Source organism: Paenibacillus sp. N119s (assembly GCF_059447605.1).
Window position 1 is genome coordinate 1 of sequence record NZ_JCAJRU010000003.1, and the last position, 24,815, is coordinate 24,815.

30 protein-coding genes are annotated in these 24,815 nt (G+C 45.7%); 4 read left to right on the forward strand and 26 right to left on the reverse strand.

The genetic code is table 11. The annotated features are described in order from the left end of the window. The 25 genes from AC5V8P_RS00855 to AC5V8P_RS00975 form a co-directional block, all read right to left on the reverse strand. A partial coding sequence (locus tag AC5V8P_RS00855) for a glycoside hydrolase family 25 protein (RefSeq protein ID WP_495473542.1) occupies positions 1-648 on the reverse strand: 648 nt, incomplete at its 3' end. A gap of 153 nt (positions 649-801) precedes the next feature. Further along, positions 802-1,248 carry a phage holin family protein gene (locus AC5V8P_RS00860; RefSeq protein WP_040101929.1) on the reverse strand — a complete coding sequence of 149 codons (447 nt, stop codon included), beginning with the start codon at positions 1,246-1,248 and terminating at the stop codon, positions 802-804. Between the two features lie 408 nt (positions 1,249-1,656). Next, a complete protein-coding gene (locus AC5V8P_RS00865; RefSeq protein WP_064795476.1) occupies positions 1,657-1,848 on the reverse strand; it encodes a hypothetical protein in 192 nt (63 codons plus the stop codon). An 11-nt stretch (positions 1,849-1,859) separates the two neighbouring features. Next, positions 1,860-2,561 carry a phage tail protein gene (locus AC5V8P_RS00870; RefSeq protein ID WP_231116717.1) on the reverse strand — a complete coding sequence of 234 codons (702 nt, stop codon included), beginning with the start codon at positions 2,559-2,561 and terminating at the stop codon, positions 1,860-1,862. Positions 2,562-2,576: 15 nt separating this feature from the next. Then, complete coding sequence (locus AC5V8P_RS00875; RefSeq protein ID WP_064795477.1) at positions 2,577-2,966, reverse strand: phage tail-collar fiber domain-containing protein; 390 nt, start codon at positions 2,964-2,966, stop codon at positions 2,577-2,579. A gap of 41 nt (positions 2,967-3,007) precedes the next feature. Beyond that, positions 3,008-3,775, reverse strand: coding sequence for a putative phage tail protein (locus AC5V8P_RS00880; RefSeq protein WP_064795583.1), 768 nt, complete (start codon positions 3,773-3,775; stop codon positions 3,008-3,010). A 52-nt stretch (positions 3,776-3,827) separates the two neighbouring features. After that, positions 3,828-3,959 carry a hypothetical protein gene (locus AC5V8P_RS00885; protein ID WP_269203096.1) on the reverse strand — a complete coding sequence of 44 codons (132 nt, stop codon included), beginning with the start codon at positions 3,957-3,959 and terminating at the stop codon, positions 3,828-3,830. Positions 3,960-3,999: 40 nt separating this feature from the next. Further along, complete coding sequence (locus AC5V8P_RS00890) at positions 4,000-4,266, reverse strand: hypothetical protein (RefSeq protein ID WP_064795478.1); 267 nt, start codon at positions 4,264-4,266, stop codon at positions 4,000-4,002. Positions 4,267-4,323: 57 nt separating this feature from the next. Continuing rightward, positions 4,324-4,929 (reverse strand): hypothetical protein, encoded by a 606-nt coding sequence (locus AC5V8P_RS00895; RefSeq protein ID WP_064795479.1) that lies wholly within the window; start codon positions 4,927-4,929, stop codon positions 4,324-4,326. Positions 4,930-4,945: 16 nt separating this feature from the next. Then, complete coding sequence (locus AC5V8P_RS00900; protein ID WP_064795480.1) at positions 4,946-7,528, reverse strand: hypothetical protein; 2,583 nt, start codon at positions 7,526-7,528, stop codon at positions 4,946-4,948. A gap of 1 nt (position 7,529) precedes the next feature. After that, positions 7,530-8,204 carry a YmfQ family protein gene (locus AC5V8P_RS00905; protein ID WP_064795481.1) on the reverse strand — a complete coding sequence of 225 codons (675 nt, stop codon included), beginning with the start codon at positions 8,202-8,204 and terminating at the stop codon, positions 7,530-7,532. Further along, positions 8,197-9,348, reverse strand: a complete 1,152-nt coding sequence (locus tag AC5V8P_RS00910; RefSeq protein WP_064795482.1) for a baseplate J/gp47 family protein — start codon at positions 9,346-9,348, stop codon at positions 8,197-8,199. Before AC5V8P_RS00910 ends, AC5V8P_RS00905 begins: the two co-directional genes overlap by 8 nt. After that, a complete protein-coding gene (locus tag AC5V8P_RS00915) occupies positions 9,348-9,818 on the reverse strand; it encodes a DUF2634 domain-containing protein (RefSeq protein WP_081276710.1) in 471 nt (156 codons plus the stop codon). Before AC5V8P_RS00915 ends, AC5V8P_RS00910 begins: the two co-directional genes overlap by 1 nt. Further along, on the reverse strand, positions 9,805-10,212 hold the full coding sequence (locus tag AC5V8P_RS00920; RefSeq protein ID WP_013369781.1) for a hypothetical protein: 408 nt from the start codon (positions 10,210-10,212) through the stop codon (positions 9,805-9,807). Before AC5V8P_RS00920 ends, AC5V8P_RS00915 begins: the two co-directional genes overlap by 14 nt. Then, positions 10,205-11,182, reverse strand: coding sequence for an XkdQ/YqbQ family protein (locus tag AC5V8P_RS00925; protein ID WP_063207647.1), 978 nt, complete (start codon positions 11,180-11,182; stop codon positions 10,205-10,207). The genes AC5V8P_RS00920 and AC5V8P_RS00925 overlap by 8 nt, the downstream gene beginning before the upstream one ends. Beyond that, a complete protein-coding gene (locus AC5V8P_RS00930; protein WP_063207644.1) occupies positions 11,179-11,820 on the reverse strand; it encodes a LysM peptidoglycan-binding domain-containing protein in 642 nt (213 codons plus the stop codon). The genes AC5V8P_RS00925 and AC5V8P_RS00930 overlap by 4 nt, the downstream gene beginning before the upstream one ends. A gap of 16 nt (positions 11,821-11,836) precedes the next feature. After that, the gene (locus tag AC5V8P_RS00935; RefSeq protein ID WP_064795484.1) at positions 11,837-13,714 is read right to left on the reverse strand and encodes a hypothetical protein; all 1,878 of its coding nucleotides are present in this window, start codon (positions 13,712-13,714) and stop codon (positions 11,837-11,839) included. A gap of 172 nt (positions 13,715-13,886) precedes the next feature. Continuing rightward, a complete protein-coding gene (locus AC5V8P_RS00940; RefSeq protein WP_007429164.1) occupies positions 13,887-14,321 on the reverse strand; it encodes a phage tail assembly chaperone in 435 nt (144 codons plus the stop codon). A gap of 98 nt (positions 14,322-14,419) precedes the next feature. Continuing rightward, positions 14,420-14,827 (reverse strand): phage tail tube protein, encoded by a 408-nt coding sequence (locus AC5V8P_RS00945; protein WP_016821317.1) that lies wholly within the window; start codon positions 14,825-14,827, stop codon positions 14,420-14,422. 122 nt (positions 14,828-14,949) lie between these two features. Further along, positions 14,950-16,416 carry a phage tail sheath family protein gene (locus tag AC5V8P_RS00950; RefSeq protein ID WP_064795485.1) on the reverse strand — a complete coding sequence of 489 codons (1,467 nt, stop codon included), beginning with the start codon at positions 16,414-16,416 and terminating at the stop codon, positions 14,950-14,952. A 2-nt stretch (positions 16,417-16,418) separates the two neighbouring features. After that, positions 16,419-16,637 (reverse strand): YqzN/YkzM domain-containing protein, encoded by a 219-nt coding sequence (locus AC5V8P_RS00955; protein WP_064795486.1) that lies wholly within the window; start codon positions 16,635-16,637, stop codon positions 16,419-16,421. A gap of 10 nt (positions 16,638-16,647) precedes the next feature. Then, a complete protein-coding gene (locus AC5V8P_RS00960) occupies positions 16,648-17,508 on the reverse strand; it encodes a hypothetical protein (protein ID WP_064795487.1) in 861 nt (286 codons plus the stop codon). Then, positions 17,505-17,639, reverse strand: coding sequence for a hypothetical protein (locus AC5V8P_RS00965; protein WP_269203108.1), 135 nt, complete (start codon positions 17,637-17,639; stop codon positions 17,505-17,507). The genes AC5V8P_RS00960 and AC5V8P_RS00965 overlap by 4 nt, the downstream gene beginning before the upstream one ends. A gap of 479 nt (positions 17,640-18,118) precedes the next feature. Continuing rightward, positions 18,119-18,973, reverse strand: a complete 855-nt coding sequence (gene ant(6) / locus AC5V8P_RS00970; RefSeq protein ID WP_064795488.1) for an aminoglycoside 6-adenylyltransferase — start codon at positions 18,971-18,973, stop codon at positions 18,119-18,121. Between the two features lie 107 nt (positions 18,974-19,080). Then, on the reverse strand, positions 19,081-19,569 hold the full coding sequence (locus tag AC5V8P_RS00975) for an ArpU family phage packaging/lysis transcriptional regulator (protein ID WP_064795489.1): 489 nt from the start codon (positions 19,567-19,569) through the stop codon (positions 19,081-19,083). Between the two features lie 278 nt (positions 19,570-19,847). Here AC5V8P_RS00975 and AC5V8P_RS00980 point away from each other — a divergent pair, with 278 nt between their 5' ends. The 4 genes from AC5V8P_RS00980 to AC5V8P_RS00995 all read left to right on the forward strand — a co-directional run bounded on the left by AC5V8P_RS00980 (position 19,848) and on the right by AC5V8P_RS00995 (position 23,780). Beyond that, a complete protein-coding gene (locus AC5V8P_RS00980) occupies positions 19,848-20,321 on the forward strand; it encodes a helix-turn-helix domain-containing protein (RefSeq protein ID WP_064795490.1) in 474 nt (157 codons plus the stop codon). Positions 20,322-20,332: 11 nt separating this feature from the next. Further along, a complete protein-coding gene (locus AC5V8P_RS00985) occupies positions 20,333-20,758 on the forward strand; it encodes an ImmA/IrrE family metallo-endopeptidase (RefSeq protein ID WP_064795491.1) in 426 nt (141 codons plus the stop codon). 199 nt (positions 20,759-20,957) lie between these two features. After that, positions 20,958-22,865 (forward strand): 5'-nucleotidase C-terminal domain-containing protein, encoded by a 1,908-nt coding sequence (locus AC5V8P_RS00990; RefSeq protein ID WP_064795492.1) that lies wholly within the window; start codon positions 20,958-20,960, stop codon positions 22,863-22,865. A 243-nt stretch (positions 22,866-23,108) separates the two neighbouring features. Then, positions 23,109-23,780, forward strand: a complete 672-nt coding sequence (locus AC5V8P_RS00995) for a 3'-5' exonuclease (RefSeq protein ID WP_064795493.1) — start codon at positions 23,109-23,111, stop codon at positions 23,778-23,780. Between the two features lie 40 nt (positions 23,781-23,820). On the opposite strand, the gene AC5V8P_RS01000 is transcribed toward AC5V8P_RS00995, so the two are convergent. Next, positions 23,821-24,804, reverse strand: coding sequence for a helix-turn-helix transcriptional regulator (locus AC5V8P_RS01000; RefSeq protein WP_063207609.1), 984 nt, complete (start codon positions 24,802-24,804; stop codon positions 23,821-23,823). Between the last annotated feature and the right edge of the window lie 11 nt (positions 24,805-24,815).

Here is a 24,815-nt window from a genome sequence, read left to right on the forward strand (position 1 = left end):
TTCCCCCTCTTCTCCTGCAAATGCTAGGCGTAACTCAGCCTCTGTTCCAGCATATACATTCAGATCAACTGGTCCTTGAATGCCTTCAACCCGTCCATTATCGCTGTATTGCCAGAAGTCCCAAAGCTTCCATGGTGTAGTATCACTGGGCACCCGTGCACTATAACGCGCAATCCACAGTTTATAACTAGCCAACGGGGCTTTAAAATGGGCAGCAAAAGCATTGCCCGTATATACCATCGGCTTGCAACCGCTAACTCGCTCAAATTCCGTCAAAAATGTCAGTGCAATCTCATGAATTGTAGCTGAGCTAAGCCCTCCCGGATTGTTTTCATAATCCATGACCGCTGGCAAGTCTAGCGCTTTCGCACCCCCTACCTGATCCAGCACCTCGGCGAAATGCCTGGCTTCCGCTTTGGCTGCGTTTACAGTGATCGCATCTACAAAATGGTAAGCTCCAAGTAGAATGCCGGCTGCCCTGATCCCTTTTACATTCGTGATAAATGTCGGATCAATGTAACGCTGTCCTTGACTTGCTTTAATAAATGCAAATGATTTGCCATCGGCTCGAACACGTTTCCAATCAATCGTTCCCTGATATCGGGACACGTCAATGCCTTCGGCCGCGTTAGGGCTGCGACTTTGCATAAGGCGCTCCCCCCTTGTCATTCATAATGTTGTAGCACTCTGTCTCTGTTATATATGCTTGGACCATGGAGCCGGTATGGGCTTTTCCACTTTTATGCCGAAAAAAGGCGAAAAGACCATATTCCTTTTTTTTACAATTCGACGGTCAGCACTTTATGAAGCTTTATTTTCTTTGTCGGAAGGGTCGGTTGGCTTTATTTTTTCCCCACTCGATTTGGACTCAAAAATGGCTACCGCATTCCGCAAAATATCCGGCATCGGCACTCCCATTCTGCCCACATTTTCTATAATGGACAACAGCTCGTTCGCTAAATAAAAGAAAACGACGGCATCCCGGAAGTAATGTGCATCCCCGAGAATACCGTCGATCAGATGAGCTACCGTAATGAGCAAAAACACGGTAACCTTGCGAAAAATACCATAATACCCCTGGCGGCTTTTCAGCTCCCCATTGATCCAGGCCGCTGCCCATCCGGTGAAAAAGTCGATCACGACCATCCACCACAGCAACGTCAGCATTGTAGTCCACCCCCCGAAAAAATAACCGATCAAGGTCCCCGTGGAAAACCCCAGCCAAATCTGATCGATCTTTTCATGCATGTTTGTTCCCCCTTTTGAACCTAGGTGATAAAGTGAACGCCCTTGGTCGACCCAAGGGCATAAAAAAACACGCTGTGCGTGGGCATTTTTTATACTTGTTTATTTTTAGCTAAATCCAAATTCGCCTTAACCATGTCTTGGAGCACTACTGACACATTATCAATTGAACGACGACCAGATTGAACAAGATGAAAGAATACAGTTACAAAAGGTTTTTTATATTTTCATCCACTTGACTTACCTCCTTTGCATTAAGTACCAGTGACTCTAAAGGATTTCAATTGCTCGTAAATTATCACTTTTGCCCATAATCATCTGAATCAGTTTTACTATAGATTTTTTATTGTCCAAATCCGCTTGCCTCAGTACAGCATTTTGGGTCTGAACTTCCTCAATTTGTGCCTTCAATTAATCCAGTTCTGATAATTTTCTTGGATTCCTTAGTACCGGTATATCTTCAAATTCATGAGTTTCTGGATTATATTTTTTTCCTAAAACATCCCGTGAAGAAACAAGTATTGTATGTCCATGATCTGGGCTGGCTGCAGCTTCTAAAACAGCATAAATGCGATTATTTAAATCCGCATAAGCATATAACATGACCAAGCCTCCTAATTAAATTCAATCACTTCGAAACTAACATTATGACTAGCATTATCATAAATATTCGTAAGAGTAACCTTAACTTGATTAGAGCTAATCAAACTTAACATGGCAAGTAATCCATCATCAGTTGAGTAACCTTGTGCACCTAAATGAGACAACATGGTTTTACTTGAGTTAACTGGGTTAATATTGACAACAAGTTCTTTAACACCTGCTTCTAAAGATACAACTAACCTTTGTACACTTTTCACAGAACCAGCCTCCTTTATATTGTTTATAAGTTGTCTTAATTCATCGCCCATTGCCTTTACCGCACTCGGCGTAGCTGCCTGATCTGTAGCTGTGCTGCTGGTAGAGGTATTAAGCTGCACAATCCCTCTCGCCTGTGTTGATGCAGAAGGCAAATCTGATGCCGGATGACTATGCTGCTTTGGTGCTGCATATTGCTCTGTATACTTTTTGGCATTTCCCTCAGCTGCACTCCATGCCGCTTGTTTGGCTGCCGTAACGTGGAGATCTGTATTACTGGCATGGCTGTCTAACGCTTCCTTAGAAGCAACCCCGTTTCCAGCCGGATCCTTTTTAATATTTTCAACCTGTGCGGCCAATTCCTGATCGTTTGCGTAAAGAGTATCAATGGGGACATTCAGAACGTCCGCATGTCCCTGATCAGTAGTAACAAATCTGCGTGGTTGTTGTATACTCATACTTCTTCATCCTCCTTAATAAATGTCATCAATTTCGAATACAAATTCCATATCACTATCTTTCACTTTATTAGTCATTGTACGAACAGCTGTCAGCTTACCCGTCGAGTCTACCAGCGCAAGCTCATTAATCGTCTCACCCGCCAGTTCATTTTCTGCTAGTGAACAAATATAACGGATCGTCGCAGGCGCAATGAATTCAAAACTAGTAATTTCCTTTTGGATCAATTCCTTTTTCAAGGCCTGTTCTGCTCCGTCCAAAGGCAGTGGTTTCCCCGCTTGATCTACGCCTCCGCTACCAAACGCCATCTTTATCACTTTTGTCAGCGTTCCTCCCTCAGCGCGGGCACGTGCCATTTGTTCCCTTGCGTAAGCAGTTGTAACTGTCAGAACTTGTTCTGCCACACTTATCATCCTTTCTATTTTAAAAGTAAAAGCTAGTTTGTTTAAATTGAAATGACTTTCTCCGTTGAGCTTAACATCTGACTTCCATCCAGCTTCCTACTTCCATCTAACTTCCAATAATGGTTTCGAATTTTCACGTTGCCTTCCTGATGATGAATCACTTGATATTTGGTGACTAATTTCATACGGTTCACATAACGCATAGGTTCCTCTGTCCACCCAGACAAAGAGGCTATTCCGTTCAGTAACTCGACACCATCTAGATACCATGGCTTCCCACCAAAAAAGCGAACTCGCGAACGTAATCGAATACGAGAAACCATTAGATTCTCATGAAGAAATGCAAGCCTAGTTTTATTATTCATATAAAAAGCAAGATGAGCAGGCTTAATATCCTCGATAATCTTTTTGAAATCAATCATATTTTCGGGGATATGGTTTTCAAAGCTTATACCAAACTTATATTCCGTCGGATGAAACTCTACTTCCCCTTCCACACCAAAAGAGTTCATGATTTTCCGTATTAAATCGCCTGAAAATTTACCACTCCCACGGAGTTTCGACTCCACGACAGAACGTCGCTGTTCCAACGGCTTTTCCAAATTGATCGGGATACCTAACTCCATCTCCCAGCTTTCCAGCGCCCAAGTGGCGGTGCGAACAAAAAATTGGGCTAATGTATCATCCAAAGCAAGATATAGAACATCTAGTTCGCTACCCTTTACATCCATATCGACATGCATTACACGAGAGGTTTCATAATAGACTGGCAGATAGGAGAATAGCTCTTGTCCCCGCGAACTGAACATTCGATTTTTGAATTCTCCAGTTATATCTTGGATAACAGATTCCCTTTTTCCATTAATATCCATCCATACTCACCATCCCCAGCTCTGCCACCTGACCGGGCTGAATGTTTATAAAAGGTTTGCTTTGTCTGTACATTTTCCGCCTGGAGAAACCCATCAAAACTAAAAACACTCTTTCATACATGCTCACTCCTCCTTTGAGTTCAGGCATTTATGCTATATACTTATACCGTCTTCTTACGGAAAATTGAGCTATACCATTTAACCGTTTCTCGCTGTTCATTTGGAACATCGGTTGATGATGAATCTTCTACGTTGCCTGCTATTAGATCAGAACGCTTGGATAAAATAATCTTCATTACTTGTTCACGCTGTTCTTCGTTTAAAGCGTAGCTTCCCATAATCGTTGCTATATCGCCCTCACCCCGCTCATAGCGAGTGATGCAAGCATGAGCACAAATACGCATTTGAGCCTCTGTTAAAGCTGCCATGATTATGACTTCACCTCTTTTATAAAGATTGTTGTTACATATAGTCGTCAGTACACGTTATTTTCCTGTGTTACCAAGCACGAGTTGGGTCAACGTCACTTCGAGATCTGCAATCCGCTGCTTTAATTGATCTGTCTCACGCGGCTGTTGCTCTGCTTTTTGTGTCAGTTCCTTAATTGCTTCCTCACTCAATCCTTCACTCCAGAACGTCGTTGGGTCTCTTCGTTCTGGGGCCGTGAATGTCTGAGCAGAATATACAGGTTCGTCTCCACGTTTGTTTTCCGGCTTATTTCGCCATTCATCATGCTGCTTCTGAAATAAAACTTGGGATTCGTTGTTCAACTGATCAAAGGCTTTTTGTGCTTCCATCAGCTTTTGATTATATTCCGCTTCATAGGTCAGCCAACCTTGGATGTCAAAACGAGGATGGTATAGACCAGACGGCACTGGAATCCCTACTGTATAACCAGCAGGGATTCTTTCGGTCGCATCTTTGGTACTAGAGCTACTGCCAGCAAACTGATGAGTGTCTAGTTGCTGGTTTGTATCAGATAGCGTAGGCGAAGATGGAGTATAAAAAGGGACGATACCTGAAAAGGCATCGTCCACCAGCTCGTCCTCAAGATAGAGGCCGTTTGTATTTACTTTAGGAACTGCTTTCATGTGTTAGACCTCCTTATTATTCAGCTAGGAATGGCGGAAAAAGGAGACTCAACGAGGTGCTATCTTTTGCCCCTCCACCACCAAAACAAACTCTTCCATCTGGGAAAATATCAAACTGTACTAAAACAGGCCCATTGGCTCCGTAACCGTAAGATACTGGACCTTGTATACTTGTAGGTCTGTAACCTTGGGGCAGAGTGAACAATGTTAACCCTCCATTTGTCAAACCATTGACAACCAACCCTCTGATATGAACAAACCCGTTACTATCCTTCATTATTCCTACCGGACGACTTACAACCCATCCATTAAGCAACGTAGGCGTAAGCCATGCAGGATTATCTTTGTCAGCCTTCTTGTTCTCCAGCACCGACACACGCGCCGTGTTTTGCTGTACGCTGTCCACCAAGTCCGCAAGCAGAGTTTTTTCGTTGGCTGCGTAGGAACCTGTAAACGGTACGACTGGCGAACGGTCAAGCATAAGGTACGTGACGCTATAAGTCTGCTCTTTATCCGTATCAGCCGCATATAGAAGTTGAGCTAAAGCCCCCGCACTTGTAACCCACCCGTTGCTTTTAGACCACCTGTTGTCTAAAACATTGTTTTTAAATATCGCTAACATTCGAGTTGTGCGATTTTTAAGCAAGCGATAGCCGCTAAAGCTGGCATTATTTATATTTATCCTAGTACCGTATGAGGTTCCGGTTTCCGTATAAACGTCGACTAATTCACGCAACACAATCCCCGTACCTACTTCAACCTGATTGTCGCCCTCAACAAATGATAGTTGCCCCTCGGATACGATAGACTCTACTATAGGCGTTGCAAGTTGGTATACGAATTGGTATGGTGTCCATTTCGAATTTATTGTAGCATTGGTAGTCGGTAATACGTTTGTAAGCCCTCCGTATGATCCACTGTCGTTACGAAACCCCCACGCCTTAATTCCAGTACCATTGTACACACCTGAACCATCGTTTGACCCACCTGCGGAAGTATCAGAATTGTACATCTTCCAACCCATGAAATACGCCTTAATCTCGTCTAATGTAGGTGCGTAGCTGTCTCCCCATCCGCTGTCGGCAGCAGAAATAGAAATAGCAAAATTGCCAGCTGTGCCATCTATTGCCCATCTGTCTGCTGTTGTATCTTGCCCACCCCACAGCAGTATTTTACCGTCAAATTTCACGCCCACCCCGTTACCAACGTAAGCATAATTAATGCCATCTACTACAGGATAGAGGGCTTTAAAACCCGTTCCCGACACAATGTTATTCACTTTGGAGATTCTACTGCCATCAAGCGTTATCCCCTGCCATCGTTTGGACTTGAAATATTGCCCGTCACGCTCAAACACTGTATCCGCATTAGCTCCTGTAACTGGATCGGCGTACAAGTCTGTTTGCAACGCCAGCATGGAATCCTCGCGTGGTTTGAATGATTTGGCTGTGTTGCCAATGTTAAGCATAATGTCGGAAAAGGTTATTTCGTCAGTAGATGTCCCTAACAAACGGATCACTATACCATTTGAATCCGTGGGAACTGTGAATGTGTACGAGATACGTCCAATACCTGTTACATTACCGATAACTGCAGTCTCATTCTGTGTATTTACATGTATTTTACCCGTTGTCCCACTGGACTGAGCGGAAACAGTATAAATTTGCCCGGGAACTAGCGGGGAGATGGATGCTATCATTATATTCGAAGAAGAAACGACAACATTTTGACCGTCTTTAATAATAGGCGTTCCAACCTTAGTATCCCAAGAATAAAAAGAATGCGGGGCCAGGTTTTCTCCGTACCGAATCGCATACGGATTACGAACAGGCATTATGCTGTCCACATATGAATATTTGGTAACTACCTGTTCAGCGGTCATGCTGTCTAAGGCAGCATAATCTGAAGCGCTAATCTCATAAAGACGAATAGCGTCTGCATAAAAAGCTTGGCCAGTTGCTGTTGAAATTGATGTAACTTCCAAGTTCGTCGCAGTATCGTTTGTCGGTGCACATTTTGTATAGATTGTTACAAATCGACTCTGATCTTTGGACTGTTTGAGCGCCTTATTACCAGCTGTAGAAAAGTTTACATAGATATTATTTGAGGCATTGATGTTTTTAACATCAGCCAGGGCGACATAGTATCTTCCACCAGTAAGCTTTAATCCGGTACTATACACGTTATACACACCGGAGGCATTCTTTGCAGTAACCTTGATAGATCCCGTACCCTGCGCCTGATTAGATGTATCCACTGCAAGATCAGCTTCCCAACCTAAAAGGCTGTCAATTCGGTCACAAGAGCCTACCCGCCCCAACAAATTCACCAACGTACGTCCGCTTAGTCCCGTCAACGAAAATGGCGCGGCCTTTTCCGCATGAACAATCTGTACACCGGGTTCCAAAGTTACCGCCTTACGTTCCGTCGTATCCAGGCGCTTCTTAATCTCATTTACACTATCATTTACACCACCAGCAAATTCATCAACAGACCGCCAGTTTTGATCCAGATACTTTTCCAAATCAAAATACGTCGTTTTGGGTGATGTGCGATCAATTTGATTTAAACCAAGATTCGGTGTTTTTTCGCTTGCCATGTTATGCGCCACCTCCTAAATATCTATCCTGTGTTGTATGTTCATTTTCATAGAGGGTCATAGACTCCACTTCGGCAATGGTCAGGTAGCGTAATTTGTACTCCACCGCCATATGAGCGGGCTTGATCTCCTCAATGGCTGCTTTAAGATCCTCTACGTTGGGGGGAATCCCGATGGTATCTATAAATTTGACCGTAAATCCCCATTCGGCAGGATGAAAAGTAACCTCTACCGTGCCTCCGTCATACGCTTCAGCTACATTTTTAACAAGCCGGCCGGAAAAAGTCCCTGCCCCTCGCAGCTTCGATTCCACCACGGCACGCCGTTGATCCAATGGCTTCGCCAGGTCGGTTTCGATCCCCAGCTCCATTTCCCAGCGTTCCAACCCCCAGGTGGCAGTACGTACGAAAAACTGTCCCACCGTTGCATCCATTGCAAGATACAAGGCGTCCAATTCGCTTCCTTTAGCATCCATTTCAGAACACATCACACGTGAGGTTTCATAATAGGCAGGCAAATAGGAAAGCAGCTCGCGTCCCCGTTCGCTGCTCATTTGACCCATTGCATCTTCCGCTAGAGTTACTCGATTAACAAAAGTGTCACTACGGTTTGCACGTTTTCCCTCGTCTGAGTTATTCAAAAGCTCTTCAAAACTGTTCATTCCGCTGTTACTCACTGACGCTCACCGTCCCCAGCACGGCCACCTGACCTGATCCAATCTCAATATTCTGATTGCTCAGTCCATTGATTTTCAGTTCAGAGAAATCAATAATAATTGGAATGTCCAGCAGCACAGCGGAAATCCGGGTGTACCGTACCAACGGATCTGCCTTGTAAAAAGCAAGCTGCTTCAAATACGTCCGCACACCGCCTTCAATCAACTTTTTGATTTCATCCAGAGTGGACGGCTTCTCTTGGGTGCGCTGTACCTTAACCGAAATGTTTATTACTACTTCAGCCGCTGGCATGACCGTCACCACGGGGCCCGCTGGTGCCAGCCCTTCCCCTTGCCCATCCTGAGTCGGATCAATATACTTCTGCACCGCAGCCACGATATCCGGGCTGGCTGCTCGTTTATCCGTATCCAGCACATATAACCCCACTGTTCCTGGACCTTTCCAAAGCGGAACAACCTCCACGCCACCTACGCCAGCAATTTCATTCGCCCATTGGGTATACTGCGCCTTGTTACCACTTGTGCCCTGGTTCCGCACCTTGGCATAAAAACGCTCCAGCAACAGCTGGTCGCTCTCAACGTCTGTGCCGCTTTTGGTTTCCTCCGTATTGATCACGGAGGAAACCCCGCTAATCGGAGTCGCCATCACCTGGATGACACCTGCTGGAACATTGCCGCGGCGTCCAGGATTGATCGCCCGAATGATTGCTTCCCCTGTGCCCTGCTCATCCAGCGTGACCGAGGCCGTGGTCGCATACTCAATAGAGGCTTCTCCGGACACATCATCTGCCGGAGTCGCCACCAACGTTCCCGCTGGGATAGTTGTCCCCGCTGTGCCTGTGAACTTGACCTTCCCTGAGGCCGCAACGGCTTCCCGCCGTGTCACTCCATGTTCTGCTGTCCGCAAATCCAGCTCTGGCGAGCGAAAATCCGGGTTATCGCTGGCTGCTGTGCTGGCAAAGCCTCGACGCAGCAGCTCCTGCGCCCAGATTGCGGCTTCAGAAAGCATAAACGCTACTGGCGCCTGCGCATCCCAAATAAAAGAGCCCTCGGACTTATCGATGTCCGAAGGCACTTTTTCCAGCATTCGATTTAAAATTTCCTCTTCCGTCTGGTCTACCAAATATTCCGGCAAGTCTGCCATTAGATCACCACACTTTCCACAATTTCTGTTTCATCTCGTACGTTCGTAATCTGGCAGCTAAAATAGCATGCCTCACCTTCCCAGCGAAACGTAAACTGATCCACACTAGCCGTACGTGCATCCGCTAGCAACGCCTCTGTGACCATGCGTTTAATTTCACTTTCCTGCACACCGTGCCCATAGCTGCTGCCGATCAGCTCCTCCAGCTCACTTCCATAGTCAGGCGAATAGATCACATGCCGATAACGAGGAGTGCGAATCGCTTTTTCACACCACTGTACCCAGGCTTCTTTCTCACCTGTAGTCACGATTTTACGGCTAGGGCTCATAACAAACTCCCCTGCTTCAAAATCAAACCTCCAGCTTCGCCCAAATACTGCACGGTTATCCTCCAGCACATCTGGATCGGTCACATCTGCATCTGTCCAAATCATATCATCTGTTTCGGGAAATAAATTAGCCACGTCCATTCACCACCTTGCACACGACAACCACATCGTTACCGCTATTCACCCGCACCGCCAATACCCGATCCCCTGGCTTAAGTCCTTTGTTCAGGCTCAGATTTACATCCTCCAGCTCATCTTCCCCGATATAAAAGGAAGTTTTTAGCTCTTTGCCTTCCCAATTTTCTGATTCCACCGAGGTTGAGGTGCCTTTGTACATATGGCGCGGTACAGATAGCAGCCCCGGCAGCTCGGCGACCAGATAATCCTGGAGCTCATGTTTAAAATCGTCCAGCTTGAGTCCTGTGGAGGTGATAGTACCTAATACTGCACCTACTCCACTCAGTGCTTGCTTGGTATGTTTATGAAATGAGGATTGCAGCGCAGTGGCTAAATGCCCGTAGGGGTCCTTATTCAAGGTAAAACCTCCTTTTTACATCGTCATACGTTCCGAGCTCCAGCGACATACTGCCCGGGTTGCCCAATTCCCTGCTCACTGAAATCACCAGCAGCTTCATGGCCCCTAACATTACCGCGTCTCCTGCTCGAATCGTGTTCATATCTGGCGCATTTACCGATATCGTTTGTTGTATGCCTCTTAGCTTACTTTTGGCCAACTCGCGTGCCGCTGCACCCGACTTCACCTCGTCATCCTGCACGATTACCTGAAGGGTTCCATATTTGGCAATGTCCTTTTCTTCAAGTGCCATCACTTTGGAAGGAACCTCTTTGCCCGTCTCGCTTGCCGCTGTAGCCAGCACCTTCACTCTCGTGGCCGCACCTTCCAGCGTACGGGATTGTGTCGTATCGGTCACTCTTTCCAAAATGTACACATCTTTGTTCGTGCCCAGTTCATAAAGCTCCAAACCGGAAGTAACCATCCGTGGATGATACAGCTTGCCTCCCGCTTTTGCCGTTTCCCGCAGATCTCCCAGCATCATGGAGTAAATGGACTGTGTTCGGTATACAGCGCGCCCGAGCTGCTTTTTCGTGTCTGGCAATGAAGCGATTTTTAGTTTCCAGTCCCTCGCATACTTCTGAAAACGCTGGGTAGCTGTCTGCTTGGCAGGGAGCAAATATTCATCCTCGGACTTGTCCAAATATACGGTGCGATCATATATCGTCAGCGTCATACGTTTGAGCCCATTGTTCGAAGTTTCTACTTCCCAAATAACGGCTGGAGACAGCAACGGGACATAATCCTTTTTACCATAAGGAATCCCACTTACCCGAATCGACATCCCTGGAGAAATGGGCGGCATATCCGGCGTAACCACCAAATTGACCGTGCCCTGATAAGCGATTTGCTCCAGCGAATCCCTCAAATTAATGTTCTCTACGAGAGGTGATAAATCATATTTATCCTGTAAAATGACTTTGTAGCTCATGATAACACCAGCTTTTGACCCGGTTTAATAGAATTTGGATTTTGTCCAATGACCTTTTTGTTAAGCTGATAAATGCGACTCCATTGCGAGCTGTCCCCCAACTCCAGCTTGGCAATTTTGGACAAGGAATCTCCCGATTTAACCGTGTAAGTCTTCTTTTTTTCTTTCATATCCGTGCGAGGCTTTTTGTTCACTGTAGCAGACTTCGCCCCACTTCCGGCTTTTTTGGCCACTTTCATTTCACTCCAGGTTCGCAGTGACAAATCAAAATTCACATCCCCATATTCCCCGCCCCGAAAGGTTGAATTATGAGAAGCCACAATTACAGGTACATTCACGGCTGTCTCTGTAATGATAAAGCGTAGCGGGCTCTTGGATAACAAAAAGCCATTCAACGTGTTCATGGCCTCCTGCGGATCAGGGATATCTTCATATGTGCAATACGCTGGATTGTATTCTTTCGGAAAAAAAGAAGAGAAGGAGATTTCCTTCACCTTCTCTCCTTGCGGAAAATCAAACTCCCCGTAGGATAAGATCGTCGTTGTATCAAATCCTTTTTGTCGTGAAATCGTTACTTCCTCAGGATTTACTGGAAACTGAAACTTTTTCCCCTTACCATCCGTCAAACTAAACTCCATACTATTCACCTCCTACTCACACTAGGGTCCTCGCTGTCTTGTTGTTATCCATAGCTTGACGGAATCCTGCTACGAAGCGTTTGCCTACTTCTGAAGCCAAAGCATCAAAATTAACACGTTCACCAACAGCCACCTGAATTGCTCCTGTTGGCATATTCACTTGCATGTTTGCTTTATTTCTATTTGTATTCTTTACTGAATGAACTGCTGCTGTTCTGTGTCTATCATTTGCACGATATGTTCTAGAACTTGCAACTAAAGTCCGAGAATATTTATTCGGAGTACTTTTTTTAGCAGCAGTTTTCTCTGTGCTCTGAATAAGCTCCCAGTTCAATTTCTCTGGAGAATCCAAGATCATTTGAAGGAAATCGCTTGTTTTTGATGTTGCTTTTTTAACTTTTTCTTTAAAAGGGTCAGCATTTTTCTGAACAAAGTTATTCAATTTATTAGAAAAATTTTTAGTCCCTTCACTAATATTGTTGATTTTCTCCTTGACCCCTTCTGCCAACCCTGGAACATAACCTTTTAATCGATTACTCACACCATTAATCTTGTTTTCAAGTGCTCCCTTCATATTATTAGTCAAATCACTAGATAAAGGTATTCCTTTTGAGAGTTTCCCTGTTATATTCTCAACAATTCCGATAGCACTTTCACTTTTGTTCCCAATGAAATTGACAATTTTATTACTCCAAGAATCAATTGTTACAGGAGCAGTAGTCTTTATATTATTCGTTTTATTAGCCACTTCATTGTTAAAACCATTCATACTTTGTTTAAAATCTTTGGTAGTAGTATCAATGCCTTCATTTAAGGATTTAGTCCAGCCTTTAAGATGCGTTTTAGCATACCAGACTTTTTCCATAATTTTGCCCCCACCTATACCACCTAACCACTCTCCTGCTGCCCCAAGAACTAATGAGGCAATAGGAGCGATAACTGGTCCCACATAAGGAATAGCCACGGTAGCTCCACCTACACTTTTACCTACTATATTACCTATTTTTGAGCCAACAAATTCACCTATTAGTTTATACTTTTCTTCTCCAGTAGCATTGAGTATTTCAGAAGCATCATATACAACATCTGCAACAACAATGGCGCTTTTGGCTATTTTACCTGCACCCTTCAAACCTGTTTTTACCCAAGATGGCGCACCCGAGTACATAGAGGCTGCTCGTGTGTAAATAGTAGATGTTTTAATTCGATTTACTACATCGTCAATTTTAGTTTTAGCAGTTTGTAACCATGAAGGCATTGCAGCAACTTGTGACGGAGTAATGGCCTTGTAGGCTTTAATAGTTTTATTTAGTGATTCTACAGCATCATTCACCTTACTAAATTTCTTAATGAAAGCCATAGTATTCATAACAGGCTTTATTACAACTATCTTTTCTTTTTCAGTATTTTTAGTCGCAGAGCTCTGAGAAATTACAGATTTGCTGGGAGAATTAGATGTGCTAGTTTTTAAGGGCACGCCAGGAGCTGAGGACTTGTTAATGTTTACTTTGTTTTGTAAACCAAGTTGAGACGTGATCTTTTTTTGTAAATTAGTCAAATAATGGTTTATCCCATTAGAACTGCCCATCTTACTGTGACATGTTGATCTACATTTCGAGCAATCCTTAGAACAGGCACATTTAACAGCAATCTTAATTCCAGATAAATTTCGGGCCAGGCCATTTATTTTATATAAACGTGAAGTTAAATTACTCAACGCATTAGAAAGTCGCTTAACTGACTCCGTAGTTTGGTCAATAACTATCTTTTGTCTTTGGAAACTACTAAGCCCAAAATTTCTTGCCCTCTTCTGGATACTCTCAAAGTATCGATCCATAGCTTTTAATTCTTTATTAACTCTACTTAAACTTCTTATATCCAAGATATCATCCACACCTACACCTCCTTTAACTACTACATATTATCTGCTAGAGCATCTAGTTCTTCTTCAGCAAACGCCAGCAGCAGCATGCGCTCACCGCGGGGAAGCCGCCAAAAGTCTCCGGGACGGAGGTGGTGCCGGACCCACAAGTGATACAGCATCGTCGTCATTCCCCCGGAGCCGATTAGTTTTTTAGATCTGCAATCTCAACACCAAAACCGGACAGTTCCAGCACTTTATCCCCTACTGCGTCCAGTTCACCCGCCAGCAGCATACGACGGACAGATTGTTCGCCACCAGACAGCTTCAAGCGGCTTGTAATCCGAGGATCGCCCCAACCGTTAAGGGACAGGCCCTTCACTTCCAGCTTTCCGGTAGCTTCCGAAATCAACAAGGCGTTGAACGTTTCGGTATCTACTTTTTCATCTACGGCACCCTTCACGGTTCGACGAATCGTGCAACGTTCACGAATGCTATCTACCTTACTGGAGGTCAGACCGTGCAGCACAATTTTCATATCGAGGCGCTTGATACGAACTGTTTCTTCTGGAAGTTTTTCAGCGGCTTCAAACAGACTGTCCAAAATTTGTTCTTCTGTCATATTCTCATTCAAGCTCATAAGTCATTCTCCCTTATTGTTTATTTCAGAATTTCACAATTCTTATATACATTTGGGGAACGGAACACCTGACAACATCCCATTCCCCGTTAACCAATTTAGTTCGCTACAATCGGATCCAGTAGCTCATAGCCTTCAAAAGTGAAGGTCGTTTCTTCCTGTACTTCCTCGCCTGCTGTCCAGTTGGCTAGCTGGATTTTGTCAGCAGTGCAACGGATGAGACGAATACTTTCATGTCCAAAGGCTTCAGGATCATCCAGCTTCGTAATAATCTCAAAACGGTTAAAGCCACGACGAATCATATCGGACGTAACCTTGTAGCCACTCATCGTTCCTGTCCCTTTTTTGATACCGCGCTTATGCACCTTCCACTCATTACCGACGAGATTCAATTCGCGTTTTTCCATTTCCACGCTGGCTTCCAGCTTATTGATGTTCGTCTGCCACACCCCATCCACGTGCGCCTGACCAAACGTACCTAAAATAACTCTTGAAGCATCCAACATTTCTTTTTCCTCCTCAAAATAATTCATAATATAGTTCGAGATTTCACAAAATCCTCGTTGTTAAAATGCTATTGCAATCCTACTGATTGCCTGCGAAATGCTTATGAGCGTAAAATGCTTATTTATTGCACGTAAAATGTGCCGAACAGCTGCTCCATCACGTCGGTGAGCTTCACATTCCATTGCAGGAACACTTGGTCCGGCTCTGGTTTGATGACTGGCGCATCACCGTAGTAGGCTGGGTCAAGAATGACATCGTAGCCATCTGCCTCGATTACGTTGCTCAGGGACAGCTGTGCCAGGTATTCTTTGATCGCACCGATGAGTGCCAAACGGCCTTCTACTGTGTTGTTGATTTTGCCAATATAAGTTTCTTCGGCTGCACGCTGCAAGTCAGCGTTAATGGCATCCATAACACGGATGGAACGGATTTTCTTCCATGCGTTGTTTTGTCCGGCCGTCGGGTTCACCAAGCTGTTGATTCCACGCAGCGCTTTGACCTGACGACCGTCGAAGAACAGGAGGAAAACCCCGTTACGGACAGCCTGTTCCTGCTCGGAACGTGTCCAGCGACGGGTTACATCCTCAAAAGGCGTAACTGCATACGTTGCGGATTGGTTCAAACGTTGGCCTGCGATCAGTCCGGCTACATAGGCAGCCGTTTGGGCGGAGCTATAGTCTGTACCTGCCAGACGTACGCCTGTACCCACGTTCACGATGCCTTCATGATTGAGTGCCAAGGAACGTGCGGAAGCCAAGCTGACAGCTGTTTTGGACACATCATCTGCGGCAGAACCGCCGAATACAGCGATGACGCCTTTGCCTTCATTCCGGACACGTTTGATCCAGGCAGCAAAGCTTTGCAGCAACGCCAGATCGGCTGCATAATCCAGGGCCAGCACATTAAAATCCTGTCCTTCAAGTGCTTCCTGCATCGCGATGTAATCGGCATTAACCAGCTTGCTGTTGCCGCTATTGCCACCTGTCAGGTGTACGCCGCTAACATCCACCGGAATACCACCTTCGCCGACAACCTCAGCCTTCACCCATACGTTTTCGCTGTTCTCGTTCATCGCCTTGGCAATCGAAGCAGCCGTGCCGTCACTGCCTTTGTACGTACCGAGCAGCTTGGTTCCTTCATACAGGCGAACCTCACGAGCTTGCTCGTCGCCCAAAGTCGGCTGTACCGTTACGGCAAAACCATTACCGCGGCTACCTGTGTACAAAGCCTTCAAACGCAGCACATCGGTTGGGGTCCCGCCACCACTTTTTAGCGTTACAGACGCCTCAGCAGCCGTGTCATCTGCCAAGCGGTAAGCGAGCAGTTTTTTCGGACCTCCCAGTAAAGCCAGATACAACGTGGAATATGCTGTCGCACCATTCTCACTGTCACCGGAGAAGATTTGGCTAATAGCCGTTTCACTGCCAATCTCCACAAACTCACGTACAGGGCCCCAATTTGCTTTGACGGGTACAACGACCGTACCGCGCGATCCACCTTGAATCGCTGAAGCTGCTGCTGCCTGAAAATTCATATACAAACCCGGTAATACCGGTTTATTCGTGTTTTCCCATGTTCCGCCTGCCATAATTAATCCACCTTCGCTTTCATAAATTGTTCGATTTTAGTGTGTGCTTCTGCTACCGTAAACAGCTTGTCCTGTGTGCCAAAAAAGGCGCCTGCCAGCACTTCTTCTTTTACAGAAAACAATGATTCTGCGTGCTCCTTTAGTTCCTCCAGCGTGTAGCGTGGGTCACTTGCTTCCTGCCCTGCATTTAGCAGGCTCTTCTCATGGTTTTCCAAGGTCACTCGGACCACCTCATTTCAAAATAGGATGAATTTCCACTCTGCGAATCAACGCCGCTTCCTCAGCCGGACGCATACGCCGCTGTACCAGCATCAACCGAAGCTGACCGTCTAAAATGGCATCTGCCTGTAAATCGGCTGAAGCTTCAGCCATAGACATATAACGGCCCTTTTCCTGCTCTAGAGGAAGCTGGATTTGAGCGGCAAAGCCTTCAACCAGCGCGGAAGCTGCGTGGTTTTCCTCGGTGGTATCCGGGGCGATGATGTGCCCGATAAACCGTTTGCGGAGCTCATACATGGAAGCTCCCGCCATCCGGGTTTCACAGCCGCTCAGCCGCCATAATACCGCGTGGCTTCCCGGCTGAGCAGGCCATGCGTCGGCGTATACCGACCACGATTCGCCCAGTTGCTTCTGCGTCCAGTGGACCAGCGCTGCCAGCCACTCTTCCGGCTGTGCTGCACCAGGTGCTGGAATAGCCGAACCGCCTTCCGTTTCAGGCACATACACGCCAAAACGCAGCGTTCTATAGGCCTTACCCGTAACCGTGTCCAGCTTTTCTGCATCCCGCACGCCCAAATAATGTGCGGTAAAAGCTGACGTGTCCTCACCTTTGCCTGTCACCGGTGTCCGGTGCAGCCCGGCAATCAGGGCATTCGCCCATACATCCGCCTGCGCCAGCCCAGCTTGTCCTGCGTACAGCTTGATGCGGACAACCTGCCGATAACCGGCCCAGGAAGATTTCCAGATTTCCTCGCCCAGTGCCATAACCGCATACGGCTCCTCTGCCGTCTGCGAGGGTGGCTGAACATCGTATACACGCCCTTGCAGCGCTGGAATAATGTCAATGAGCTTTTGCTTAAAAGCCTGTCTCATCCTGTGGCATGCCACCCTTGCGTATCTTGTGCTCGCATGTTGTAACTGTTTAGCCAGGCTTTTTTCCACTTCCATGTTCTCATCCGGCGCAGCCTTGTACTCATGCTTTGCAGCATCCCTTGCTTAGGCAACACGACTCCTCCTTTCTATACATCGAATTCCCGGGAAGTGACAAAGACGATCACCGCATGAAAAAACCGGCCCTATTGGCCGGCAAACGTTTGACTGTGTGTGTCTTCGGTATGTCCTCTTGTCTTGATTCCCGATGATATAATCTTACACCCTAATAACGAATGCGCTGCCGGGGAAATGGACGATAAAAGCAGAGACTAGGGATGAAGTTAGGTGGTATTTCGCGAACACTTGTTCCTATCATTAAAACACGCTTAATCTCATTGTTGATACTGCCGAATCCACGTTTGAAGTATACTCTTGCTTACGCCTATGCTCTTCGTACGCTTCCTTGTCCCTCTTTCCCTTCCAGATACCTTTTTACAGCAAGTATTTTATGTTGTGCTGTTAATTTGGCCATTAAAAAAACTGCACCTCCAGCTGTTAGTTATGTCTAACAATTGGGGTGCAGTTCATAAAAGGGCGGTTATTTTATTATTCAGTTTAATGAATTATAAATATTTTCAGTATATCTAGTGATGGCTTCATCGTAATCTGGATACTCATATTTCAAACTGCTGGCCACAGCCTTAGCGTATGTTCTAAACAATGCATAGCAAGTAAGTAAAGACTGCCACATTTCGCGATAGCCGTTCTCAGAGTAAGTAGATAGTAGGCTTTCCCAATCTTCATTAGGAAGATACTGATTTATAAATTTATAGTTTTTTCCTACACTAAAGGTGTATCCTTGCTCTGATCCAATCTTCCAAGCCATCATGCGCAGCAAATTAGGTCGTGCAATCTCGTTTAAATGGTCGATAGCAAACAGGATTTCCTTTCTCGCCAATCCTTTTACGATATAAGTCGAAACCATCCAAAACTCATTACAGCAATCATCAAATTCCCTTGCCGTCGGCTTTTTAATCCAATATTGACAATCGTTTGCGATCACTTCCTCTTGGATCAGTGCATCCTTATCAAGCAAAACCTCTACTAAACCATCGCTATTCGTAAAATAATCCTCTACCTCGTTCATGGGGATCAGTGTCAGATCTAATTTGTTCCCATCGTCAAAAAGAATGATATATGAAAACCAGTTGCCTAGCTCTGATGGAAAAAGCTCCATATCCTCGGGTTTTTGCATCATAAGCCTATTTCCAAAAACGTGAAGCCATTGATCACTCTCCCTGAAAGAATCCATATCTGTTACAAAGTAAGAAATATCATAATCTTGAAATGAATCGGGAGGAATATTGAAGTTTGTACGCGATCCTTCCAGCGTGACCAAGCGTATTCTTTCATCGTTCATAGCAAACTTTACAAGCATATCCAGCATTTCTTGTTCACTTCTCAATGCATCCTTCCTCCGTTCCCATCTTAATTACGAACCTATGCTTCTTATTCGCCGTTGTGGTACATACTCCTTGCTATCTAGGTTAATAGAGCAACAGGCTGTGACCCCTACGCATTTACTGAACCCAGTCTTCGATCCACGTTCTTCTGCAGGCCCGCCAGATTCAAAACACCTTGATCTGCCAGCGCTAACGCCATTTTGTAAAAAGCACGCGTACGAAGCTTCGTATACGTATCCTTGCTGACTGGTGGGTCCAACACATAATTGTAGACCTTGTAATCGAACACATCGTCATCCTTTAAATAACGCTCACGGATAAGCAGCTGTTCACGTTCATTCAAGCGGCTCACTACCGCATCCACCATTTGGCAATAGGCCAAGCGGGCGGCAGGAGCATCTACATTATATACGGCAGTCCGGGCCGTTGGGTCGCTTGTCACATTCGTGGGTCCGTTCGGGCGATCCGTATAGCCAGCAGTGATAAAACTTTCCCGGTCCATAAAGGTTATTGTTTTATATATCCGGTATTTCTCAAACACACCCTCCAATGCATTCTGCGTTTTGCGACGGTCTAATTCGGGTAAGTTATTTCTCATAAAAAGCAACACTCCTTATATTATGCCTTTTGACAATGATGTATTTTTAAAATAGAATAACGCATTTGTTTACATTGTGTTCCCCTTTTGTTCGCATCTTGAGTATAACATAACATTATTTAGGATAGGTATCCATCGTGAAAAAAAGCAATATAGCCCCAAAAACAGGATATTCGCTCTATTTTTCTATGCCTTTTGGCATATTACGTGCTTTTACTATTTGCCTAATGGTATAATAAAGCTAAACCTATGATTCTAATGCAGAAAGGAGCTCCATTGTGGAACAGCCAGCATTCGGAACTTACTTAAAACAGCAGCGTGAGCACAAGCAATTGAGCATCAACCAATTGGCAGATGCCGCAGGTATTAGTAATTCACAAATTTCTCGCATCGAAAATGGACTCCGCGGCGTTCCCAAACCCTCCACCCTCCGTAAAATAGCGGACGCACTCAGCGTACCCTATACTGAAATGATGAAGGCGGCTGGATATTGGACCGACGATGATTCAATCGAGCAAAATCCGCATGAACTTTATCGTTCTACTGTGCCGGAATGGGCAACTCCCAAAGACCGCCGGGATTTTAAAAAAATGCTGGAGGAAGACGACGAATTAATGTTTGATGGCATTCCACTGGATGAAAAAGACCGTCAACGGATCAAGGACGTACTGACAGGCCTGTTCTGGGAAGCCAAGCAAATGAACAAACATAAAAAGCCCGCCGACCCCGGTGCGAGCAAAGATCAGGGATAGTAGGTGAACGCATGAACGAACTCATTCACAAACTTGTCCGAAAATACCGTACCAATTGCCCTTTCGATATCGCGAAAGCCCTAGGCATCCATATCCGCTACTGCGATCTGGGCTCCACAACCAAAGGGTTGTATTATCACAAGCTACGCAGGAGATTTATCGTCATTCACAATGGACTTACACCAGAATGGGAACGTTTTGTCTGTGCGCATGAATTGGGCCATGATCGACTGCATAAAGGGATTAGCCGCTTTTTTATGGAAGAGCATTCCTACTTTTCCCCCGGCAAATTTGAACAGCAGGCCAATCGCTTTGCCGTACTGTTGCTGAGTGAAGGGAATCCGCCGCTGGCTGACGAAACATTGGATCACTATTTACCGCGGATCGGGCTGCCTAAAGAGACCGCCCTTTTTTTTGACTACAAAACAGAACGTTAGTTCTCATCCTATGAGTTCATGTTCATTTTATTACTCCTCTATAATAGTAGGTAATTTGACGATAGCTTTAACAACCGATTGATCAAAAAAATGTAGTGCTTTGATATAAAATAGAAGTTATTTTTACAATCATCTGATAAAATGTGGACGTAAGCGGTTTCTCTATTTCATTCATTTTATGGGAGGTTGAAGGAACAACATGAACTCATGGAAAAAACTCTCGTCGATCTTGACGACCGCCGCGCTTCTGTTCGCATGTCTCGGCACCGCAGCAGCGGACCCAGCTACCAATACGGGGACAGCGGGAACGGGGACAACAACGACTTCAGTCAGCGGCAAACACATCACCATCCTACATACGAATGATACCCATGCTCACGTGGTGGCCAATGACAAGGAAATGGGCTTCGCCAAGCTGGCAGGAATCATCGACCAATACCGCGCTGCTAATCCCAATACTTTGCTGCTGGATGACGGGGATACCGTTCATGGAACGACCTTTGCTACCCTGGTTAACGGTGAGAGTATTGTGAAAGTAATTAACAAGCTGCGCTATGATGCAATGGTTCCGGGGAACCATGAGTTTAATTACGGCTGGAAGCATCTGGTTGAATTGAGCAAGGAGATTCAGTTCCCTGTGCTGAGCGCCAACATTAAGCAAACGGACGGGACACGTTTGTTCCAACCGTATACTATTAAAGAAGTCGATGGCGTTAAAATCGGCATTATCGGTCTGACTACGCCTGAAACGGCATATAAAACCAACCCTAAAAATGTGGAAGGCATTCAGTTCACTGACCCTGCGGCTGAAGCCAAGGCGGCCGTAGACGAAATTCGCAGCAAAGTAGATGTCGTCGTGGCTCTGGGTCATCTGGGACAAGATGCATCCAGCAAAGATACCAGCCTCAAGGTCGTCAAGGAAGTGCCCGGCATTGATATTTTCATCGACGGACACAGCCATACCGTACTCGAAAAAGGCCTGATCGGTGATAACGGCACGTTGATCGCTAGTGCAGGTGAATACACCAAGTATCTGGGTGTGGTGGATCTATGGGTAGACGGCGGTAAGGTTGTCCAAAAGCAAGCGAAACTGATCGATTCAACTCAAGCTGCCGACGTTCAGCCGAATGCTGAAATTGCTGCATTAATCTCCTCCATTCAGAAAGATCAAGAACCTATTCTTAAAGAGGTGGTAGCACAAACGAGTGTAAATCTGGAAGGAGCGCGCGAAAAGGTGCGTGCGGGTGAAACCAATCTTGGCGACTTGCTTACCGATGCTATGCGTGACGTTTCGGGGGCAGATGTGGCTTTAACGAACGGGGGCGGTATCCGCGCTTCCATCAAAGCAGGTACGGTTACCAAGGGAGACATCATCACTGTATTGCCTTTCGGCAACCAAATTGTTACCTTGAAAGTAAAGGGCTCTGACCTTCAGGCCGCACTGGAAAATGGCACAGCCGCCTACCCGGAACCAAGCGGGGGTTTCCCACAGGTGTCCGGTATCTCGTTCAAAATAGACACCTCAGCAGCCAAAGGCAGCCGTGTTCACTCCATCCTGATCGGTGGAAAGGCCCTTGATCCCGAGGCAACCTATACACTGGCTACCAATGATTTTACTGCCGTAGGCGGTGACCAATATACGATGTTCGCTAAATATTCACAAGCAGGTATGTTCGGATCGCTGGATGAAGCGTTAATCCGCTATATGCAAAAGGGCGGCTCTACCAGCCTGCACGCACAAGCAGACAGCCGTATTCAAGAAGCCAAGGCAGATGGAAAAGCTACTGTCCCTGCTACGCAAACTGTACCGTCTGCTCCAGCCGCGACACCGGCACCTCAGCAGGAGAAACCACAATCCGATTCCACAGCGGCTGTAAAACCAGCACCTGCGAAATCGGCACCTGCAAAGCCTAAAACCGCCAAGCCACAGCAGGCATCGGCTGCTGCACAAGCTGCAAATAGCCATGTATATGTTGTAAAATCCGGGGATACACTGTATGCCATTTCTCGCAAACACGGTACCACCTGGCAACAGCTTCAGCAGTTGAATAAATTGAAAAATCCTCACCGTATTTATCCAGGACAAAAGTTAGACCTCCCGGCCTAACTCCATAGCTAGTATAAGCAACATTCGAAATCCAAGTGATTTTGGATGCTGCTGTATGTCAGGGAGTTTATAGATATGCGATAGTCCAAGCCCATTTGGACATCGCATATTTTTTTTGAAAGCAAGCCTTTTAACCGCTGACAAGTTGTGAAGCGAGAGGTATGATGGAGAAGAGTCATTCGGGCAGAAAACATTTATCCTGTTATCCGTCGGGATCAGTTATGTGTGGAAGGAGTTCATTAAATGCAATACATTATTTATGATCTTGAATTTACTGTTAGCCGTAACGCCAGATATTCCTCTGAAATCATTGATATCGGTGCCGTCAAGGTTATTCAGGGAGACGATGGCCTATTCGTTGCAGATACATTTCACAGTTTTGTAAGACCATCGAATCGGCCTGTGCTCTCTACAGATACCGTTCAATTCACGGGTATTACTCAACGAGACATTGATGCTGCTCCACTCTTTCCTGAAGCCGTGAAGCAATTTATTGCCTGGCTCGGTACGGATTCGCCTTATTATTTATGCGCATGGGGTCCGGATGACCGTCAGAAGCTGGTGTCCCATTGTCGTACCCATCATGTAGATCTCGGCTGGATTCATAATACAAATGATATACAGAAGCAAATTTCCCGTCTGTTTAGTTCCAATGGAAAGTATCGTCAATTGAGCTTGTCTCAGGCGTTGGAATTGTGCAACATTGACTTTGACGGTCAACAGCATCGGGCATTGGATGATGCTGTGAACACCGCTCAGGTTTTCATGCACCATTTTGATCGTATTACTTTAGTTCATAATGCTGCTGACGATGAGGAAAGCCGCGGCTCGAAGCTCGTCTACTCTTCACCAGAAGAAGAACAGGAACAGTACAGTCCCTTCGGCAATCTCGCCAACCTGTTTAAGGACCGTTAAGCAGATAGCTCCCCGGCCCGTTCCGGGGTATCCCCCCCTGTTATTCCTGATTTCCTGCCTTTTTGTCGAAATAAAACGCCCCCCAGGTTCGCAGCATTTCTTGCATACGTTTGCGGTAACGTAAAGGTTCCAGAATTTCAGCCTCAGCTCCATAAGATGTGAGCCAATCCAGAAACTCACGGTCATGATTGACCGTCACCTCAAATAACAAGCTACCATCCGGCAAGTCCTTGAGAAGAGGCTTGATGAACAGTTCCTCTTCTTTAACCCGATATACAGAATTGGCGGAAAAACGTACCACAAACCGAATATTCTGGTTTCCTTTGGTCACCGACCAGGTACCTTTAAAAAACATTTCCATTTCAGATGTATTTTTTTGAAACGTATACGGCAAAATCCTCATATTCCGAAAGCGGCTGATCCGAAAGGTTCTCATAGCGGATTGCTTATGACAAAAACCAAGCATATAGAACCGCCGGTCTTGAGGAACCAAACAATAAGGATCTACTTGCACCAATGATACATCTTCATTTTGAGGCGAGCTATACTCCGCTTCAATTGTCTGCTGCGTAAGACTCGCCAAAACAATCAGCCTGAGCAGATAGGGCTGGTTTTCCCGATCAAGTGTCGAGCCGAGCCGGATGATATTTTTCATTTCCTGCGCGAAGCTCGTCTGGTCCATCTTTTTTTTCTGACTAGAGGCCATCACTTTCTCATAAGCACTTTCAAAAGCTGGCGGTAAGAGAGGCTTGATCGTTTCCATAATCTCTCCCAGCTTGGTAAAAGCCTCTGCCTCTTCTTCTGTCCAATTTAGAGGATACAAAGCAAAATTGCTAATAAAGATGTACCCCTTGCCATGCCCCATATTCGCGATCGGAATATGCATGGCGCTTAGCGCCTCCATATCTCGGTATATGGTACGTTCTGATGTTTCACAACGTTCGGCAAGCTCTCTTGCCAATATCCCCGGATTTGCTTGAACAATAGTAATAATCCGCATTAAACGTATCAACCGATCAGTCAAGGAAGTCTCTC

Excerpts from the sequence above, each read along its gene's own strand:
- AC5V8P_RS00990 (WP_064795492.1), top strand. The coding sequence starts at position 20,958 with ATGAACTCATGGAAAAAACTCTCGTCGATCTTGACGACCGCCGCGCTT.
- AC5V8P_RS00975 (WP_064795489.1), bottom strand. The coding sequence starts at position 19,569 with ATGAGAAATAACTTACCCGAATTAGACCGTCGCAAAACGCAGAATGCA.
- AC5V8P_RS00895 (WP_064795479.1), bottom strand. The coding sequence starts at position 4,929 with ATGAAAGCAGTTCCTAAAGTAAATACAAACGGCCTCTATCTTGAGGAC.
- AC5V8P_RS00945 (WP_016821317.1), bottom strand. The coding sequence starts at position 14,827 with ATGTTGGATGCTTCAAGAGTTATTTTAGGTACGTTTGGTCAGGCGCAC.
- AC5V8P_RS00885 (WP_269203096.1), bottom strand. The coding sequence starts at position 3,959 with ATGTATGAAAGAGTGTTTTTAGTTTTGATGGGTTTCTCCAGGCGGAAA.
- AC5V8P_RS00860 (WP_040101929.1), bottom strand. The coding sequence starts at position 1,248 with ATGCATGAAAAGATCGATCAGATTTGGCTGGGGTTTTCCACGGGGACC.
- AC5V8P_RS00985 (WP_064795491.1), top strand. The coding sequence starts at position 20,333 with ATGAACGAACTCATTCACAAACTTGTCCGAAAATACCGTACCAATTGC.
- AC5V8P_RS00925 (WP_063207647.1), bottom strand. The coding sequence starts at position 11,182 with ATGAGCTACAAAGTCATTTTACAGGATAAATATGATTTATCACCTCTC.
- AC5V8P_RS00995 (WP_064795493.1), top strand. The coding sequence starts at position 23,109 with ATGCAATACATTATTTATGATCTTGAATTTACTGTTAGCCGTAACGCC.
- AC5V8P_RS00940 (WP_007429164.1), bottom strand. The coding sequence starts at position 14,321 with ATGAGCTTGAATGAGAATATGACAGAAGAACAAATTTTGGACAGTCTG.
- AC5V8P_RS00950 (WP_064795485.1), bottom strand. The coding sequence starts at position 16,416 with ATGGCAGGCGGAACATGGGAAAACACGAATAAACCGGTATTACCGGGT.
- AC5V8P_RS00870 (WP_231116717.1), bottom strand. The coding sequence starts at position 2,561 with ATGAGTATACAACAACCACGCAGATTTGTTACTACTGATCAGGGACAT.
- AC5V8P_RS00890 (WP_064795478.1), bottom strand. The coding sequence starts at position 4,266 with ATGGCAGCTTTAACAGAGGCTCAAATGCGTATTTGTGCTCATGCTTGC.
- AC5V8P_RS00880 (WP_064795583.1), bottom strand. The coding sequence starts at position 3,775 with ATGTTCAGTTCGCGGGGACAAGAGCTATTCTCCTATCTGCCAGTCTAT.
- AC5V8P_RS00930 (WP_063207644.1), bottom strand. The coding sequence starts at position 11,820 with ATGGAGTTTAGTTTGACGGATGGTAAGGGGAAAAAGTTTCAGTTTCCA.
- AC5V8P_RS00865 (WP_064795476.1), bottom strand. The coding sequence starts at position 1,848 with ATGTTATATGCTTATGCGGATTTAAATAATCGCATTTATGCTGTTTTA.
- AC5V8P_RS00910 (WP_064795482.1), bottom strand. The coding sequence starts at position 9,348 with ATGGCAGACTTGCCGGAATATTTGGTAGACCAGACGGAAGAGGAAATT.
- AC5V8P_RS00900 (WP_064795480.1), bottom strand. The coding sequence starts at position 7,528 with ATGGCAAGCGAAAAAACACCGAATCTTGGTTTAAATCAAATTGATCGC.
- AC5V8P_RS00915 (WP_081276710.1), bottom strand. The coding sequence starts at position 9,818 with ATGGACGTGGCTAATTTATTTCCCGAAACAGATGATATGATTTGGACA.
- AC5V8P_RS00960 (WP_064795487.1), bottom strand. The coding sequence starts at position 17,508 with ATGAGACAGGCTTTTAAGCAAAAGCTCATTGACATTATTCCAGCGCTG.